Raw genomic sequence first — 17,151 nt, forward strand, 5'->3', positions numbered from 1 at the left:
TCGCGCTCCAAGCGTCCTGACACTTTCTGAAAGACACAAAAAAGCCCCGCACTAGGCGGGGCTTTTATGACGCTAGGTGCCGGCTGGCTTACATCATGCCGCCCATGCCGCCCATGCCGCCCATGCCACCCATATCTGGCATGCCGCCGCCAGCTGCCTTGTCATCAGCCACTTCAGCAATCATCGCTTCAGTGGTGATCATCAGGCTGGCGATGGAAGCCGCGGCCTGCAGAGCAGAACGGGTTACCTTGGCCGGGTCGAGAATACCCATCTCGATCATGTCGCCGTACTCGTCGGTCGCAGCGTTGTAACCGTAGTTACCGCTGCCCTGCTTGACCTTGTCGACCACAACGCTTGGCTCGCCACCGGAGTTGGCAACGATCTGGCGCAGCGGCGCTTCGACAGCGCGACGAAGCAGCGTGATGCCCACGTCCTGATCGGCGTTTTCGCCCTTCAGCTCGGAGATGGCCTGCAGAGCACGGACCAGAGCGACACCGCCGCCAGGGACCACGCCCTCTTCAACGGCAGCACGGGTTGCGTGCAGCGCGTCTTCGACACGGGCCTTCTTCTCTTTCATTTCAACTTCGGTACCGGCACCGACCTTGATCACGGCAACACCGCCAGCCAGCTTGGCCAGACGCTCTTGCAGCTTCTCTTTGTCGTAGTCGGAAGTCGTGTCTTCAACCTGCTTGCGGATCTGCGCAACGCGGGCTTCGATGTCGACCTGCTGACCAGCACCATCGATGATGGTGGTGTTTTCCTTGTTCAGTACGACGCGCTTGGCGTTACCCAGGTGCTCCAGGGTAGCGGTTTCCAGGCTCAGGCCGACTTCTTCGGAAATCACGGTACCGCCAGTCAGGATTGCGAGATCCTGCAGCATGGCCTTGCGACGATCGCCGAAGCCAGGTGCCTTGACCGCAGCAACCTTGACGATGCCACGCATGTTGTTCACGACCAGAGTCGCCAGGGCTTCGCCCTCGACGTCTTCAGCAACGATCAGCAGCGGGCGACCGGCTTTGGCAACAGCTTCCAGCACCGGCAGCATTTCGCGGATGTTGGAGATCTTCTTGTCGACCAGCAGCAGCAGCGGGCTGTCCAGCTCGGCGACCATGGTGTCAGGCTTGTTGATGAAGTAAGGGGACAGGTAGCCACGATCGAACTGCATGCCTTCTACGACGGACAGTTCGTTTTCCAGGCCCGAGCCTTCTTCAACTGTGATCACGCCTTCTTTACCGACCTTCTCCATGGCTTCGGCGATGATGGCGCCGATGGAGCTGTCGGAGTTGGCGGAGATGGTGCCAACCTGAGCGATGGCTTTGAAATCAGCGCAAGGCTTGGACTGGTTTTTCAGCTCAGCAACGATGGCGATGGTCGCCTTGTCGATGCCGCGCTTGAGGTCCATCGGGTTCATGCCGGCAGCTACGGCTTTCAGGCCTTCGTTGACGATCGACTGAGCCAGCACGGTAGCGGTGGTAGTGCCGTCGCCCGCATCGTCGTTGGCACGGGAGGCAACGTCCTTGACCAGCTGCGCGCCCATGTTCTCGAAACGGTCCTTCAGCTCGATTTCCTTGGCAACGGAAACGCCATCCTTGGTGATGGTCGGAGCGCCAAAGCTCTTCTCGATGACGACGTTACGGCCTTTCGGGCCGAGGGTCGCTTTTACCGCGTCAGCCAGGACGTTTACGCCAACCAGCATCTTCTTGCGAGCGGAGTCGCCGAACTTAACTTCTTTAGCAGCCATGTTGATTCTTCCTCAAATCTGTTGATGGAACGCAGTTCGCTATAAGCGAGCGCTGATCAGGCTTCGACGACGGCGAGAATCTCGTTCTCGCTCATCACCAGCAGGTCTTCGCCGTCAACCTTGACGGTGTTGCTGCCGGAGTAAGGGCCGAATACAACCTGATCGCCAACCTTGACGGCCAGCTGACGGACTTCGCCGTTGTCCAGAACGCGGCCAGTGCCTACAGCGACGATTTCGCCACGGTTTGGCTTCTCGGCAGCGGAGCCCGGCAGCACGATGCCACCAGCGGTCTTGGTTTCTTCTTCGCTGCGACGAATCACGACGCGGTCATGCAGAGGACGAAGCTTCATTGTCGATCTCTCCTAGTACAGTGGTTTCCATGCCGATGTTGTTTCATCGACGGGTTGGCAAATCCGGCGGTGCCGGTTGCGGCCCGCTACGCGAGCCGCAGAAGACGGACTGTCAAAATGCGACAGCGACCTTGCGGTGACCGCTACATGCGGGCGTCAAAAATGATTTCAAGGGCTGAACGCGGATTTTTTGCATCCGTGACGATAAAAAAAGGCATGCGAGGCATGCCTTTTCATCAGGAGCAGAGGCTATTTATCGCGACGCTCCCATTCACCCTCGATGACGTTGGGCCGCTGCGGCCCCTCCCGATGCGCCTGCTGCTGGTGCAGGTCATCGGAGAATGCCCGGCGGCGCTGAGCCTGCGCCTCGACACGACGTCGGACAAAGCCGAGAAACAGTTTTCGCGACGGCGGAAACAGGACCAGCAACGCCACGATGTCGCTGAGAAATCCGGGGAGGAACAACAATCCGCCCGCTACGGCCATCATCAGGCCTTGAAGCATTTCCCGCTCCGGCAATTCACCCCGGGCAAGGCGCTCACGCGCGCGCCAGGCAGTGGCAAAACCGGCCAGACGCATCAGCAGAATGCCCGCCATGCCGCTGATGATCAGCAGCAGGATGGTCGGCAACACCCCGACAGAGCTGCCGACCTTGATCAGCAACGCCAGCTCGGCCAGCGGAAACAGGAGAAACAGCAGTAAGAAAATTCGCATCGATAGTCCTTGGCGGAAGAACGGCTTCCGAATTCGTGTAGATGACGGCAGGGCAGCGCAAATTCAACCCATCCGCGAAAGAGGCTGTAACTGGATTATTCTCCGGTGCGCTTACACGAGGCTTAATCAGCGCTTCGCCATTGCCACCAGCGCCTGCCGGACCGCGCCGGGACTGGTGCAACTTTCGGGGAATGCCAGCCAATGAATGGCATGACCGATACCGAGGTGGAAACCTTCGCTGTCGATGCCGACCATGCGGGCCTCCGGTATCGCGGGCAGGTCGGCTTGCCGGACGTAATGGGCGATCGCTGCAGCGTGATCCTGATTCATGTGATCGAGCATGTCGATCTCACCGCCCGCACCCGCAAAAGGGTTGGCCAGCGCAACATCGTCCAACCAGTGAATGGCGCCAAAGCCACCGATGTATCGCCAGCGCACCGGCTTCAACATCCAGAAATCGAAATCGTGAACGCGGTGATAGTCGCTGGATTCGGGAAAGTAGCGGTAATAGCGCCCGGCCGCCGCTCCCACAGCAGCGTCATCGATAATCCGCTGCGCCTCGGCCAGCAAAGTGAGGCGCCCAGTGGCCTGAACGTCCTCTGCGCCCCGCTCGGCTACCAGCAGCGAGCAGTGCGGATCGGCCTCCAGGTTCTTGGTGTGCTGGGCGATGCGGCTGATCAGAATCAGCGGCCAGCCTTCTTCGCTCAGGCAGTAAGGCACCGCTGAGCCAAATGGAAATCCCGGCATGGCTTTCGAGTGAGTGGAGAGCACAGCGCGGTATTCCTTGAGCAGGAGTTGTCGGGCATGCTTGGCGGCTTCGGCGCTCACAGGTGCTCCTCGAGGGCGGGATCATTTCGACGGAGCCCAAGCATAACGGTTTCATCAGCGAACGTCGTTTGGCGGCATTCGAAGGTAAGAGGAGTTGGGCATGCAATTGAAAGACAAGGTCATCATCATCACCGGCGGCGGTCAGGGACTAGGCCGTGCAATGGGTGAATACCTCGCAGGCAAGGGCGCCCGACTGGCGTTGGTCGACCTCAATCAGGATCGGCTGGACGACGCTGTAGCGGCGTGCAAAGCGGCCGGCGGGGATGCACGCGCCTACCTGTGCAACGTCGCCAATGAAGAGCAGGTCAGCCACATGGTGAATCAGGTCAGCGACGACTTCGGAGCCCTCGACGGCCTGGTCAACAACGCAGGCATTCTCCGTGATGGCCTGACCGTCAAGGTCAAGGACGGCGAGCTGTCGAAGATGAGCCTGGCGCAATGGCAGGCGGTGATTGACGTCAACCTCACCGGGGTTTTCCTTTGCACGCGGGAAGTCGCCGCAAAGATGATCGAGCTGAAACGCCAGGGCGCGATCGTCAACATCTCTTCGATTTCGCGTGCGGGCAACATGGGTCAGGCAAATTACTCAGCAGCCAAGGCCGGTGTAGCGGCCGACACCGTCGTATGGGCCAAGGAGCTGGCGCGCTACGGCATTCGTGTTGCGGGCGTTGCGCCCGGCTTCATCGAGACCGAAATGGTCGCCAGCATGAAACCTGACGCATTGGAAAAGATGACCGCGGGCATTCCGCTCAAGCGGCTCGGCAAGCCTTTGGAAATCGCCCACTCTGTGGCCTACATTTTTGAAAACGACTATTACACCGGTCGGATTCTGGAATTGGACGGCGGACTGCGCCTCTAAAAGGCCTAACGAAACCGGGCGCCTAAGGCGCCCGGTCAGTAACAAGGATCGTTGGCCGGCCTTTACCAGCCCACGCCAAAGCCCACGCTGTAACGCGTTTCGTCCATATCGCTTTCCGCGCCGCTGACGATGTCCTTTTCAGCCTTCAAGTTCAACGAGGCCCAGTCGGTGACTTTGTATCGCAGCCCTACTTCAGCATCCAGCTCGTAATCAGCTACGTTTTCAAGCGGCTTGCCGATCTCACCGTTGCTGAAAAGCTCGAAGGTCTTACCGACCAGATAGCGGTTGTAGTTCCACTTCATCGCTAGCGAATAAAAATCTTCTTTATTGCCGTTGGCAAACTCGTAATCACTGCGGTTGGCCAATGCAGCGAGTGAGAACGCACCCAGCTCGTTATCCCAGAACTGATAACCGGGACCGGTACCAAGGGTGCGCTGACGACGTACATCTTCGATCCTGTCGCGCTTGTACTCCAACCGCCCCTGCCAGAACCAATGCTCGTCGATGAATCGGTCAAGCGCGTATTCGGCGTCCCAGTTATCCGTCGAGGTGACATCGTTGCGGTATTCGCGGGTGTAATTGGCGGAGGCGTTATGTCGCCACAGGCCATGGCGCGCGGAGTTCTTGAAGGATATATCGTAGTCATCCGTATCCGTCTCGGCGCGCTTGTAATCCAGCGCAACGTCCACGTTGCCCTTCCAGGTCAGGTCGTGAACCAGCGGTTTTGGACGAATGATCTGCGAGATGCTGGCGAGTTTGACCGGATGCGCCGCGCCACCGTTGTTCAGAACAACCGTACCGTCGTCAGAAGCCTGCAGCGACTTGGCGACCTCACCGGTCACGTCATCCTGCTTGATCAGCAGCTCCTGATTGGACTCCAGAGTGGCCACCTGACTCCACTTCACCGGAATCGAGCCACCGTATTCGGTTTCGATGAGCAGTTTGCCGCCATCGAGAAGGCTGATCTTACCGGTCAGGCGGTCGCCGTTTTTCAACCATACGGTGTCGGCGAGCGATGGCAGGGCGATTACGGAAAGGGATATGCAAAGGAGCGTTCTGGAAAACATAGAGGGCTGGAAATCTGCGCAAGTGCGGTTAGAAAGGCGGCATTATCCCTATGCTTCTGTTCACAGCAAGCACAGACCGCTGAACGGGTTCCGAGTTCAGCGTCTTCGCCCATTCAAACCACCCGGAACAGCGGGGACACAGGAAAGCCATGACCGACCGATTGCCCTCACCTCCGCTAGCGGCCGACGCCGAATCTCGCCGGGCGGCAGTTTATCTGGTCATGGCGCAGATACCAGAAGGCAAGGTGGTGAGCTACGGCGAACTTGCTCGCCTGGCCGGGCTGGGCCGCGCTGCACGCTGGGTTGGGAGACTGATGTCACAATTACCGGATGGCACCCGTTTACCCTGGCACCGGGTCATCGCAGCAGGCGGACGGCTGAGCCTTCCAGCCGGTAGCGTCGCCGGACACGAACAGCGCATGCGTCTGCGAGCCGAGGGCGTAACCATCATCAACGACCGCGTCGACATACGTCGGCACGGCTGGCAATCGGCGGAGCACAGCGGGTAGAGTGCGCGCTTCATATCTATCGCCGTCCCGTCATATGTCCCGTGAAACCTGGCGCACCGCCCTCGCCGCCTATGCCAGCCCTGCCTCCATTACGCTGCTGATCCTCGGCTTCGCTGCTGGCCTGCCGGCGATACTGGTTTTTTCCACGCTATCTGTCTGGCTGCGTGAAGCCGGTGTCTCGCGCGAAACCATTGGTTTTGCCAGCTGGATCAGCCTGGCCTATGCGTTCAAATGGGTATGGTCGCCGATGCTCGACCAATGGCGACTGCCGTGGCTTGGCGCGCTGGGACGACGCCGATCCTGGTTAGTGCTGTCGCAGGTGGTGATTGCAATCGGATTGATCGGCATGGCGTTGTGCAATCCGCAGCACAACCTAACGATGCTGATCGCCCTTGCAGTAGCGGTGGCCTTCGCGTCTGCGACCCAGGACATTGCCATTGATGCCTATCGCCTGGAGATTGCCGAAGACAAGCTGCAGGCGACCCTGGCGGCGAGCTACATGACGGGCTACCGGATCGCCATGTTGCTGGCGAGCGCCGGCGCGCTGTTTCTTGCCGAGTGGCTGGGTTCGACAAATGTGGAGTACAGCCAGTCTGCCTGGGCGCTCACCTACGTCATCTTTGCGCTGCTGATCCTGCCGGGACTGGTGACCAGCCTGCTGATTCCCGAGCCTAAGGGCGCAGCGCCGCTGCCCAACGAGCCTTCCATATTCAGTTTCAACCATCAGCTTGCCGGGGTTGGCTTGCTGCTGGTCCTGCTGATTTCCGTCCCGGCGATGATCAACGCCTTGATCGCACAGGCCTGGCCACGTGCAATTCTTTATCTACTATTCATCATTGGTTCGCTATCACCCTGGGGCCGTACGCTGCTGACGCCAGTACGGCAGATGCTGCAACAGGCCGGTCAACGGCAACGCCCGTCACGATTCGACTTCGTTCATCAGGCGGTCTCGGTGATCGTACTGATCATTCTGATGGTCTCGATTACCGGCATGTTCCAGTCCTACTGGGGCGGCTACTGGCCGCGCGGAACCATGTACCTATTGATCTGCTGGGGTTGTCTGTGCGGCCCCGGTCGAATTCTGATGGGCCCGGTGCTGACCCCGATCACCGACTTCATCGTGCGCTATCGCTGGCAGGCACTGCTGCTGCTGGGGCTCATCGCTACTTACCGGATGTCGGACACGGTGATGGGCGTAATGGCGAACGTTTTTTATATCGACCAGGGTTTCAGCAAGGATCAGATCGCCAGCGTCAGCAAACTCTTCGGGCTGATCATGACGCTGCTGGGCGCTGCATTCGGAGGCCTGCTGATCGTGCGCTTCAGCATTCTGCCGATTCTGTTCATTGGCGGTGCGGCATCTGCGGCAACCAATCTCATGTTCATGTTGCTCGTCGAGATGGGCGCAAATCTGAACATGCTGATCGTGACCATTTCCTGCGACAACTTCAGCGGCGGGCTGGCCTCCACCGCCTTTGTCGCCTATCTCTCGAGCCTTACCAATCTCAAGTTCTCGGCCACTCAGTACGCCCTGCTCAGCTCGTTGATGCTGCTGTTGCCGCGCCTGCTGGGCGGTTATTCCGGTGTCATGGTCGAACGGCTTGGCTACAGTGACTTCTTTCTGGTAACCGCCTTGCTGGGCATACCGACGCTGGTGCTGATTGCCTGGCAATGGTCGCGTACCCGCAAGCAAGCCGACTCGTCAGACCCGCTGACAAGCACCGAACGAAGCTGATAAAAAGCCGGCATAGCCGGCTTTTTCGTATCTGGTGGCCGATCAGCGCTGAACCAGATGCACAACCCGTTGCGGAAACGGAATGCCAATACCCGCCTCGTCAAATCGCTCCTTTACCCTTTCGGTAAAGCCGAACGTCACCGGCCAGAAATCCCCAGTGGCCACCCATACCCGCAGTGAGAGGTTCACTGAACTATCAGCCAGCCCGACAACGTGGACTACCGGCTCGGGGTCGCGCAGGACGCGCTCGTCATCGGCAATCTCGAGCAGGATCTTGCGCGCCAGCTTGATATCGGCGCCGTAATCGATACCAATGTTGATATCGGCCCGACGACGCGGCTCTCGGGAGAAGTTGGTGATGTGGCTATTGGACAGGCTGCCGTTAGGCACCACGATGGTCTTGTTGTCGGCGGACTTGAGCACCGTATGAAATATCTGTATCGAATGCACCGTGCCTGATACGCCCTGCGCCTCGATCCACTCACCTACGCGAATGGGCCGGAAGACCAGGATCAGCACGCCACCGGCGAAGTTGGCCAGGCTACCCTGCAGCGCCAAGCCAATCGCCAGACCCGCCGCACCGATGACTGCGATGAAAGAGGTGGTTTCCACCCCGATCATCGAAGCCACGCTTATCAGCAGCAGCGCCTTGAGCACGATGCTCGAGAGACTTTCGATGAAGCCGTGTAACGATGGATCGACCTGGCGGCGCTTCAACAAGTTGCCGACCTTGGCAACAAACTTGTTGATCAACCACCAACCGAGTAGAAAGGTAAAGAGCGCAAGCGCGACCTGAGCGCCATACTGAATAACGATCGGCAACCAGGCTTCGGAAAGCTCAACCAGATAATCGACACTGAAATCCATTAGCGAGGAGACTCCTTGGAACACCGAGCGCACCTTTCCAGGCCAGTCGCTCGGTTAATGCGGGGAAGTACGCGCGGTTGCGCGGGCTAAGACTCAATCACGGAAGTTGTTGAACTGCAACGGCATGCCGAAATCCTTGGCACGAAGAAGTGCGATACCTTCTTGCAGATCATCGCGCTTCTTACCGGTGACGCGGACCTGCTCACCCTGGATGGCAGCCTGTACCTTGAGCTTGGCGTCCTTGATATGCGCGACGATCTTTTTCGCCAGCTCCTTGTCGATCCCTTCGCGCAGCATGACTTCCTGCTTGACCGATTTACCAGACGGGTAAGGATCCTTGAATTCGAGGCATTGGATATCGATCTTGCGCTTGACCAGGCTCAACTTGAGGATTTCCAGCATCTGCTCCAATTGGAAATCAGCATCGGCGGTCAGATTGACGGTCAGTTCCTTGAGTTCGAAACTGCCTTTGCCACGCAGGTCGTAACGCCGCTCAAGTTCCTTGGTGGCATTCTCGATGGCGTTGGTCACTTCGTGTTTGTCCAGTTCGGACACCACGTCGAACGAGGGCATGGGGCTTCCTCCTGATGGAAACGGCGCAAGGGTGTGACCCAGCGCGCTTAGCTTGACGGTTCAAATGGGCCATCATTATAACGGTTCAGGGCAATAAGACCCGACCACCCACCTTCAGGGTCACATCCCTCATCGAGTCCGTACATGCCCAACCCCCAACTCAGCATCCTGGTGGTCGACGACGCCAAGTTTTCCAGCGTGATGATAGGGCGCGCGCTGGCCAAGGCGGGATATGAAGATGTCCGCTTCGCCAACAGCGCCAGCGCGGCATTGGAGCTGATCGAACAACGCCCCACTAACGTGCTATTGGCCGACTGGCTGATGCCGGAGATGGACGGACTGGAACTGACCACCCAAGTCCGGCAACAGGACGAGATGTCCGATCATTACACCTACATCATCCTGCTTACCGGCCGTGACGGTCAGGATGTGCTGAGCAAGGCGTTCGATCACGGCGTGGACGACTTTATCGGCAAATCGGTCATGAACGACCAGCTGGTTCCACGGGTTTACGCAGCGGATCGGCTATGTGGCTCGCTGCAGCGCCTGATGCGGGAAAACCGGCTCCTGACCGAGAACATTGCAAGCCTTGAACAACGCAACCTGATCGACCCGGTGACTGGCATTGGCAATCGACGCTACCTTGAGCAGCGGCTCGGCGACAGCCTGCGCCAGATCGAAAGCCGTGGCGGCGCCCTTTGCTACCTGGTGATCGGGCTGCCCGAAATAACCAGCCAGCGGGAACGCTACGGCCTAGCGTTTCACCATGAGCTACTGCGAGGCGTAGCACGGCGCCTGCAACAACTGGTTCGTCCATTGGACGTCCTGACCCGTCTGGATGATCGGCATTTCGGTGTAGTCACCTTGATCGACGATCTTCGCGCGTGCTCGCCGAGCAGCTTCAAACGGCTTCATGAAGGGCTCAATCTCAAAGCATTCAAGACCAGCGAGGGATTTATCTCTATCAAGGCCGGTATTGGAATGGTCAGCCTCGACGCAAGCGTATTACCGGTCCACACAGTGATGATCATCGATCGCGCCGAGGCGCTGCTGCCGGACGCCTATGCCACGGGACGAATCGTGCCACTGCGCTACAAGCAGCCGGGCTGACGGTCGTGACCTGGCATGTACTCGGCGCCGGGAGCCTTGGCGGGCTCTGGGCGACCCGCTTGTTTCGAGCAGGCGTACCGCTGCGTCTGATCCTGCGCAGCCCACAACGACTGGAGGACTACCATAACGCGGGCGGTCTGGCGCTGAGCGAGACTGGTAAATCCTGTCGTTATCCTGTCCCCGCAGAGCTACCCGATACGAACACCCCAATTGAACGACTGCTTGTAGCCTGCAAGGCCTACGACGCCGAGGCAGCCGTGGCCGAGGTCGCATCACGACTGGCTGCTGGAGCGGAAATTCTTCTCTTGCAGAATGGCCTAGGCAGCCAGCAGGCGATCGCAGAGCGCTGGCCCGACAGCCGATGCATCTTCATATCCAGCACCGAAGGCGCCTATCGTCAGGACGACTTCGGTATCGTCCACGCCGGTCAAGGGCAGAATTGGCTGGGCGATCCCCTCAATCTTGAGCCAGCGCCGTGGCTCGCCGAGCTGGAACAGGCAGGGATTCCTCATGCCTGGACCGACGACATCATGAGCAAGTTGTGGCGCAAGCTTGCAATCAACTGTGCGATCAACCCGTTGAGCGTTCTTCATGATTGTCGCAACGGCGCCCTGCCGGCCCACCGCGAGCAGCTGAGTTCACTCTGCGACGAGCTCGGCGACCTGTTGCGGGCCTGCCAACAGGCCGATGCAGCCTTCGACCTCGAAGATGAAGTGTTGAAGGTCATCGAAGCGACTGCTAACAATTACTCATCGATGCACCAGGACGTACGGAACGGGCGCCGCACCGAAGTGAGTTTTCTGATTGGCCAGGCATGCCGCGTAGCGCAACAGCACGGAGTGGTAACACCCAGGCTCGCGACTCTTCTGGAACAGCTCCAGGCATTCCTTGAGCTGCGCGGATTGCCCGCGGACTGAGGCACCGCTACCCTGCTGCAACACCCTTCGTGCCCGTGGCTGCCATGACCCTGCGCCAGCGCCTTGAAAATCTTCCGGTCGGCCGCAAGCTGCTGATCGCCCTGCTCGTACTGCTCGCAGCGGTGCTGCTGGTGTCCAACCTCGCCTTCATTAGTGCGGCCTACTGGATTTCTCGCCAGAGCGTCGCGCCGCAAGCCATGCATACCCTGGGCGCCCTGCTCGCCACGCCCGAACTCAGTAATCGCGCCCTCGCGTCCGAATCAGCCGCTGACGAGCTGTTACAGAAGCTGCACGACTATGCGCCGCTGCGCGCAGCGGTGATCTACGACAACACGGGCAGGCGTCTGGCCCAGCTATTTCGCGGCGACGCACTGGACTTGCCAGAGCAGATCAACGCGTTGCCGGCGTGGCAAAAGAGCGAGATGCGCGCCAACCTGCTCGTTGAACTGCCGCAAACCGCAGGTCCGCCGGGCCATCTGCTGATCGTCGCCAGTAGCGAATTGCCTGGAGCCTTCTATACCGGCACCTTCACGGCAAGTCTGGCCATTCTGCTGGCCAGTGTGCTGCTATGGGCGCTGGTCGCACGGCAGATTCGAAGGCTGATCACCCGGCCGATCCGGGATCTCGAAGCGCTGTCCCGCCAGGTCACGCGGGAGGAAGACTATTCGCTGCGCGCGACCCCTAGAAACCGGGATGAGATTGGCAATCTGGCAGATGCGTTCAACACAATGCTGTCGCGTATGGAGGCCCGCGAGCAGCAGCTCAAACGCGCCCGTGACGACGCTCAGGAAGCCTTCGACCACGCCCAGGGGCTGGCAGAAGAAACCCGGCATTCCAACCGCAAGCTCGAGCTGGAGGTTCAGGTCCGCAGCAAGATCGAGAAGAAGCTCACCGGGTTCCAGAATTACCTCAACAGCATTATCGACTCCATGCCCTCGGTCCTTATCGCGCTGGACGAGCAGCTCTACGTGACCCAGTGGAATCAGCAGGCCAGCGCCCTGTCCGGAACATCCATCGACGATGCCCTGAACCAACCGGTATTCATCGCCTTCGAACCGCTACGGCCCTTCCTGACTCAGATCCGCCGGACATCCGAACACCATCAGGTCGAGAAGATCGAGCGCGTCACCTGGACCTTCAACGACGAACCCCGACATTACGCGCTGACGCTCTATCCGCTGATGGGCGGCGGCGGGCGTGGCGTGGTCATCCGCATCGACGACATCACCGATCGCATCAACATGGAAGAAATCATGGTGCAGTCGGAGAAGATGCTTTCGGTGGGCAGCCTCGCCGCCGGCATGGCCCATGAGATCAACAACCCGCTCGGCGCCATTTTGCACAATGCACAGAACATACGCCGACGGCTGTCGCCGGATCTGGAACGCAACCGCGAAGCCGCTGAGGAAACTGGGGTCTCGCTATCGGCGGTCAATCAGTACCTGCAACGACGGGAAATTCCTCAGCTGCTCGACGGCATTCAACAGGCAGGTTCGCGGGCCGCGAAAATCGTCAGTCACATGCTGAGCTTCAGCCGCCTGAGCAACCGGCAGCTGGCCGAGTGCCAGTTGCCGATACTCATCGATCAGGCGCTGGAGATCGCCGGCAACGACTTCGCATTGATGGACGGTTTCGATTTCCGTTCCATCGAGATCGTCCGTGACTTCGATCCGCAGGTCGATCGGGTGCCGTGCATTGGCAACGAACTGGAGCAGGTGCTGCTGAACCTCTTGAAAAACGCCGCACAGGCAATCCACCAGCATCCGGAACGAGGCCGCGGGCAGATCATTCTGCGTACCCGGCTGAACCCGCCATGGGCCGAGATCCAGGTCGAAGACAATGGCGGCGGCATTCCGGAGAACATCCGCAAACGGATTTTCGAGCCTTTCTTCACGACCAAAGAGGTGGGTCAGGGAACCGGGCTGGGCCTTTCCGTTTCGTATTTCATCATCACCAATAATCACAAGGGCCAGATGGAAGTGCAGAGCAGACCCGAGCAGGGAACGACGTTCACCCTGCGCCTGCCGCTGACATCGGCCTCAGATACTCCCACGAGCTGAACCAAGGAATTACAGATGGGCAACAGACTCTCGAAGATCTACACACGCACCGGTGATGCCGGCGAAACCGGCCTGGCCGACGGCCGACGCGTGCCAAAGGATCATCCGCGGATCGAGGCGATGGGTGAAATCGATACGCTCAACAGCCAGCTTGGGCTGCTATTGGCTGAGCTCGCCGAAGCCCAGACCCGCTGGCCGGCCCTCGCCGAGCTGATCGAAGTGCTCAGTCCTTGTCAGCATCGCCTCTTCGATCTGGGGGGCGAGCTGGCAATGCCGGAATATCAGGCACTGACAGATGCCGAGGTGGCTCGATTGGAGGCTGCCATCGATCACTGGAATCAGGAGCTCGGGCCGCTAGAGGATTTCATCATGCCCGGCGGAACACGCCTGATCGCCCTCGCCCACCTGTGCCGGAGCATGGCTCGTACCAGTGAACGCCGCTGTCAGCAGCTCAACGCCATCGAGCCGTTACGTGCGGTTGGACTGGCTTATCTCAATCGCCTGTCTGACCTGTTCTTCGTGGTGGCCAGGCTGATCGCGCGCCGTCAGGGCTGCGCCGAAATTCTCTGGCATGCCGCCAGCGCTCCTGCCAGCGCCGAAACCCAAACCAATGACTGAGCCGACTGCGGACCATCGCGAGCGCCTGCGTGACGGGCTGCACGCGGCGTGGGAAGTGTTCATCGTCCTGCTGGTCTGCATCAACTTGGGGCTGATCGTATTAGACAGCCTGTTCATCGTGCCGCCGATCAATCAGGCACTGGCTAACTGGCTGCCTGACCTTCATCAGCGATACGACGCCACCATTCATAGCAACTTCCAGCTCATCGATCTGGGCTTCGTATCGATCTTCGTCCTCGACGTACTGCTCGGCTGGACGATCGCACTGTTCGAGCGACGCTACGCTCGCTGGTATTACTACCCGTTCGCACACTGGTACGACGTGCTCGGCTGCATTCCGCTGACGGGCTTCCGCTGGCTACGCGTCTTGCGCGTCGGCAGCCTGTTGATTCGCCTGCAACGGCTAGGCCTGATCGACATGCGCCGCTGGGCAATTTTCGGCGTGGTCCATCGCTACTACTCACTGTTGCTCGAAGAGTTGTCGGACCGAGTCATGGTTCGGCTGTTCAGCCGCATGCAACAAGAGATCGGCGCCAGCGATGATCTTTCCCGCAGGCTGCTCGAAGAGGTGGTGAGGCCGCGCAAGGAACGCTTGCTCAATGATCTGTCCCGGCGCATGCAAAGCATGCTTGAGAGCGGTTATCGGGACAATCGGGGAGCCATCGAAGGCTACGTGGGCGGGCTTATTCACCAGGCGCTGCTTAACAATCCGGAAGTGACCAGCCTGCGGCGGCTGCCCATGGGCGGTCGCGTTGCCGATACGCTCGACGAAGCCCTGGCCGATATTGCCGCACGCCTGCTGCAAGGTGCGGCAGAAGGACTACAGAGCCCGCAATTCCAACGGCTGGCGCGCAGTCTGGCTGATGAATTCTTCGAAGCCTGGGTTTATCAGGACGAACACACCGATCTTGCGCTCGAAGAATTGCTGGTCGACGTGATCGAAGTGCTCAAGCAACAGGTGCTCGATCGACGCTGGAGCCGCTTCGTCGGCCCCATTCAGCCACCCGCCCCGCCGGGCTAGGAAATCCTGTTGGCTGCAGCCACGCCTTCCTGCTGATCCAGACGCGCGCCTACCACCATCTCGGTTGCCCATTTCACCAGGATATCGGTGTAGGCCTTCTGACAGCATTCGGTGCTCAACGCGTGATCCGCGCCGAGAATGATCCGGTGCGTCAGCGAGTGCGTCTGATGAAACGCAGCCCGGTAGCTCATGATAGTGCTGTGCGGAACCAGATGATCATGCTCGGACTCGACGATGAGCACGTCTCCACGAAACTCTGCACAGGCCGCCAACGCCCGGTTCTCCTCCGGCGTGACGCGGCGGCCCCGCAGCTGATTGAGAAAATCACGATTCAGCTGCCGTTTCGGCACTATCCAGTCATCGTCCGCATACAACGCCGGAACGCGCAGCGCGAGCCATTTCACTGGCCGCAACGTGGTCAACAATGCCGCAAGGTAGCCTCCGTAGCTGGTGCCAACCACGGCGATTGCGGACGGGTCGATATTGGGGTGCTGCGCCAGCAAGTCATAAGCGGCAAGCAGATCATTCAGATTGTGCTCGCGCGTGACCGTCTGCTGCTGCGCCAGGGTCAGGGCATGACCACGCAAGTCGAACGACAGGCAGATGCAGCCCAGGCCCGCAATACCACGCGCGCGCGACAGGTCGCGTTCCTGACTGCCACCCCAGCCGTGCACGAACAGCACGCCGGGCAGCTTGGTCGGCGGCGAGAGAAAGGTACCCGCGATATGTTCGTCGTCAACCAGGATGTCAACGCATTCACTTTGGGTTGCCATATGCCTCCACCGTTACGTATTTGGTGATGAAGCCGACTTCGGCGTCCTCGCCGCGGAACAGCACCGTAGCGCCGTCTGGAATCGTCTGCGCTTCTCCGTAGACCTCGACCGTGGACGCGCGGACGGCACCGGTCGTGCCCTGCCTGAACGCATCAAGTGCTGCTATCTCCGCGCCACTGGCCCCGCCGATTCGCCAGGATTGCTCAAGCACACCCGAACAGGCGCGGCCTCGACCATCGATTCCCTGAGCGATGTCGTAATTGCGACGTGAGGCGAAGAAGCCTCGAAAGCATGCCGAGGCCGCGTCGTCGTAGACTTGGGCCTGTGACACCGCCAGCCGTGCCTTTTCCGGGAGGTCGAGCGCCATTAATGCATCGAAATCGCCATTGGAAATCACCAGGTCGGAGCCGCCATAAACCGTCTCACCCGAGTTATCGGTCGTGAGCCGCTGGGTCCCGTAATAACTCAGCGTGCTCCCAGCAACCCGAACCTGCCCCACGCTGAAGGTAATTACATGCTCCAGGTTGGCTTCGAGCACGAGCCCGTACTGCGCCAGCTCTGTCTCATCGATGTGCTCCAGAGCTTGGTCCAGCGATTGCACAGTCGTGATCCGCTCTTGTCCCCGCCCGCCGGTGGCGCGTACCGGTTTGAGCCTCACCGCCCCTTCATGCAGCAGCCGGCGTCCGGCTTCGCGCGCATCGTTCAGCGAGAACACGCTGTACCCCGGTAGTACGCTGCCGATGACTCGACTGACGAAGTCGCGAGACCAGCCGATGGGTGCATCGGCATCCGGGCGAACCAGCGGATGAGTGATGGCCTTGGTCTGAACGAATGGCTGCGGCACTACACCGCCGAACAGGCCTTCTTCACCATCGAGACCCAGTTCGCGCGCTGCTTTGGTGCCAACGATAGTGCCGGATGGAACGAAGTACAGTGATTGCGAATATTCGACGTTGCTATCGTATTCGCCGAGGAAGGTCATGCCCTGAAGCGACGCGAGACGCCTGGCAAGTTGCTCGTGCACGGTTTTCTCGTGCAAGGGTTCGCTAGGCCGATTGGCCAAGGTCACTACAGCCCCTCGGGGCGTTTGCGGCGTATCCGCATTGATCATCGGTGGGCTTGCTCCATGGACTGCTGATACATGCGCGGCGAGCGGCTGATACCGCCCGTTTCGCTCGTTATCACCCGAGCCAAAGCGGTTCCGGTGTAAAGGAATAGACATTGGATGTCGTCTATCTATCCTTCTTTTTGCAATCCAGCACGACTACACGGCTCTGCAGACACAACGAAAAAGGGGGAGCAGATTGGATCTGCTCCCCCTTTTATCTTTACCGCTGCTATCAGTCTTCTACGGAGCTGCGGATCAGGTGGTCGAACGCGCTCAGCGAGGCCTTGGCGCCTTCACCGAT

At 59.6% G+C, this 17,151-nt stretch carries 17 protein-coding genes; 8 read left to right on the forward strand and 9 right to left on the reverse strand.

Annotation, left to right across the window (positions count from 1 at the left end; translation table 11 throughout):
- Positions 1–88: 88 nt before the first annotated feature.
- From groL to NA619_RS21855, 4 genes are all read right to left on the reverse strand, one after another.
- A complete protein-coding gene (gene groL / locus NA619_RS21840; RefSeq protein ID WP_255963902.1) occupies positions 89–1,741 on the reverse strand; it encodes a chaperonin GroEL in 1,653 nt (550 codons plus the stop codon).
- Between the two features lie 56 nt (positions 1,742–1,797).
- The gene (locus NA619_RS21845; RefSeq protein ID WP_019340746.1) at positions 1,798–2,091 is read right to left on the reverse strand and encodes a co-chaperone GroES; all 294 of its coding nucleotides are present in this window, start codon (positions 2,089–2,091) and stop codon (positions 1,798–1,800) included.
- 249 nt (positions 2,092–2,340) lie between these two features.
- Positions 2,341–2,805 (reverse strand): FxsA family protein, encoded by a 465-nt coding sequence (locus NA619_RS21850; RefSeq protein ID WP_255963903.1) that lies wholly within the window; start codon positions 2,803–2,805, stop codon positions 2,341–2,343.
- Positions 2,806–2,931: 126 nt separating this feature from the next.
- A complete protein-coding gene (locus NA619_RS21855; protein ID WP_255963904.1) occupies positions 2,932–3,633 on the reverse strand; it encodes a HugZ family protein in 702 nt (233 codons plus the stop codon).
- Positions 3,634–3,733: 100 nt separating this feature from the next.
- Here NA619_RS21855 and NA619_RS21860 point away from each other — a divergent pair, with 100 nt between their 5' ends.
- Positions 3,734–4,492: an SDR family oxidoreductase gene (locus tag NA619_RS21860; RefSeq protein WP_255963906.1), complete on the forward strand. Its 759-nt coding sequence runs from the start codon at positions 3,734–3,736 to the stop codon at positions 4,490–4,492.
- 62 nt (positions 4,493–4,554) lie between these two features.
- Here the strand turns inward: NA619_RS21860 and NA619_RS21865 are convergent, their stop codons facing one another.
- A complete protein-coding gene (locus NA619_RS21865; RefSeq protein WP_255963907.1) occupies positions 4,555–5,559 on the reverse strand; it encodes a DUF481 domain-containing protein in 1,005 nt (334 codons plus the stop codon).
- Between the two features lie 149 nt (positions 5,560–5,708).
- On the opposite strand from NA619_RS21865, the gene NA619_RS21870 reads away from it, so the two are divergent.
- Together NA619_RS21870 and NA619_RS21875 are read left to right on the forward strand one after the other, a co-directional pair.
- A complete protein-coding gene (locus NA619_RS21870; protein WP_255963908.1) occupies positions 5,709–6,068 on the forward strand; it encodes an MGMT family protein in 360 nt (119 codons plus the stop codon).
- Between the two features lie 34 nt (positions 6,069–6,102).
- Positions 6,103–7,803, forward strand: coding sequence for an AmpG family muropeptide MFS transporter (locus NA619_RS21875; protein WP_255963909.1), 1,701 nt, complete (start codon positions 6,103–6,105; stop codon positions 7,801–7,803).
- Positions 7,804–7,845: 42 nt separating this feature from the next.
- On the opposite strand, the gene NA619_RS21880 is transcribed toward NA619_RS21875, so the two are convergent.
- Both NA619_RS21880 and NA619_RS21885 read right to left on the reverse strand, forming a co-directional pair.
- Positions 7,846–8,670 (reverse strand): mechanosensitive ion channel family protein, encoded by an 825-nt coding sequence (locus NA619_RS21880; RefSeq protein ID WP_255963910.1) that lies wholly within the window; start codon positions 8,668–8,670, stop codon positions 7,846–7,848.
- A 93-nt stretch (positions 8,671–8,763) separates the two neighbouring features.
- Positions 8,764–9,243 (reverse strand): YajQ family cyclic di-GMP-binding protein, encoded by a 480-nt coding sequence (locus NA619_RS21885; RefSeq protein ID WP_255963911.1) that lies wholly within the window; start codon positions 9,241–9,243, stop codon positions 8,764–8,766.
- A gap of 144 nt (positions 9,244–9,387) precedes the next feature.
- On the opposite strand from NA619_RS21885, the gene NA619_RS21890 reads away from it, so the two are divergent.
- The 5 genes from NA619_RS21890 to NA619_RS21910 are packed head-to-tail and all read left to right on the forward strand — an operon-like array spanning position 9,388 to position 14,969.
- Positions 9,388–10,353, forward strand: coding sequence for a response regulator (locus NA619_RS21890; RefSeq protein ID WP_255963912.1), 966 nt, complete (start codon positions 9,388–9,390; stop codon positions 10,351–10,353).
- A gap of 5 nt (positions 10,354–10,358) precedes the next feature.
- Complete coding sequence (locus NA619_RS21895; protein ID WP_255963913.1) at positions 10,359–11,270, forward strand: putative 2-dehydropantoate 2-reductase; 912 nt, start codon at positions 10,359–10,361, stop codon at positions 11,268–11,270.
- A 44-nt stretch (positions 11,271–11,314) separates the two neighbouring features.
- Positions 11,315–13,330: a sensor histidine kinase gene (locus tag NA619_RS21900; protein ID WP_255963915.1), complete on the forward strand. Its 2,016-nt coding sequence runs from the start codon at positions 11,315–11,317 to the stop codon at positions 13,328–13,330.
- A gap of 15 nt (positions 13,331–13,345) precedes the next feature.
- Positions 13,346–13,948, forward strand: a complete 603-nt coding sequence (locus tag NA619_RS21905) for a cob(I)yrinic acid a,c-diamide adenosyltransferase (RefSeq protein ID WP_255963916.1) — start codon at positions 13,346–13,348, stop codon at positions 13,946–13,948.
- Positions 13,941–14,969 carry an ion transporter gene (locus tag NA619_RS21910; protein WP_255963917.1) on the forward strand — a complete coding sequence of 343 codons (1,029 nt, stop codon included), beginning with the start codon at positions 13,941–13,943 and terminating at the stop codon, positions 14,967–14,969. Before NA619_RS21905 ends, NA619_RS21910 begins: the two co-directional genes overlap by 8 nt.
- On the opposite strand, the gene NA619_RS21915 is transcribed toward NA619_RS21910, so the two are convergent.
- Both NA619_RS21915 and NA619_RS21920 read right to left on the reverse strand, forming a co-directional pair.
- On the reverse strand, positions 14,966–15,742 hold the full coding sequence (locus tag NA619_RS21915; protein ID WP_255963918.1) for an alpha/beta hydrolase family protein: 777 nt from the start codon (positions 15,740–15,742) through the stop codon (positions 14,966–14,968). The two genes, NA619_RS21910 and NA619_RS21915, sit on opposite strands and share 4 nt — an antisense overlap.
- Positions 15,726–16,853 (reverse strand): DUF3182 family protein, encoded by a 1,128-nt coding sequence (locus NA619_RS21920; RefSeq protein WP_255963919.1) that lies wholly within the window; start codon positions 16,851–16,853, stop codon positions 15,726–15,728. Before NA619_RS21920 ends, NA619_RS21915 begins: the two co-directional genes overlap by 17 nt.
- Positions 16,854–17,151 lie beyond the last annotated feature (298 nt).

The sequence above is a fragment of the Stutzerimonas stutzeri genome (assembly GCF_024448895.1).
Taxonomy (GTDB): Bacteria; Pseudomonadota; Gammaproteobacteria; order Pseudomonadales; family Pseudomonadaceae; genus Stutzerimonas; species Stutzerimonas stutzeri_Q.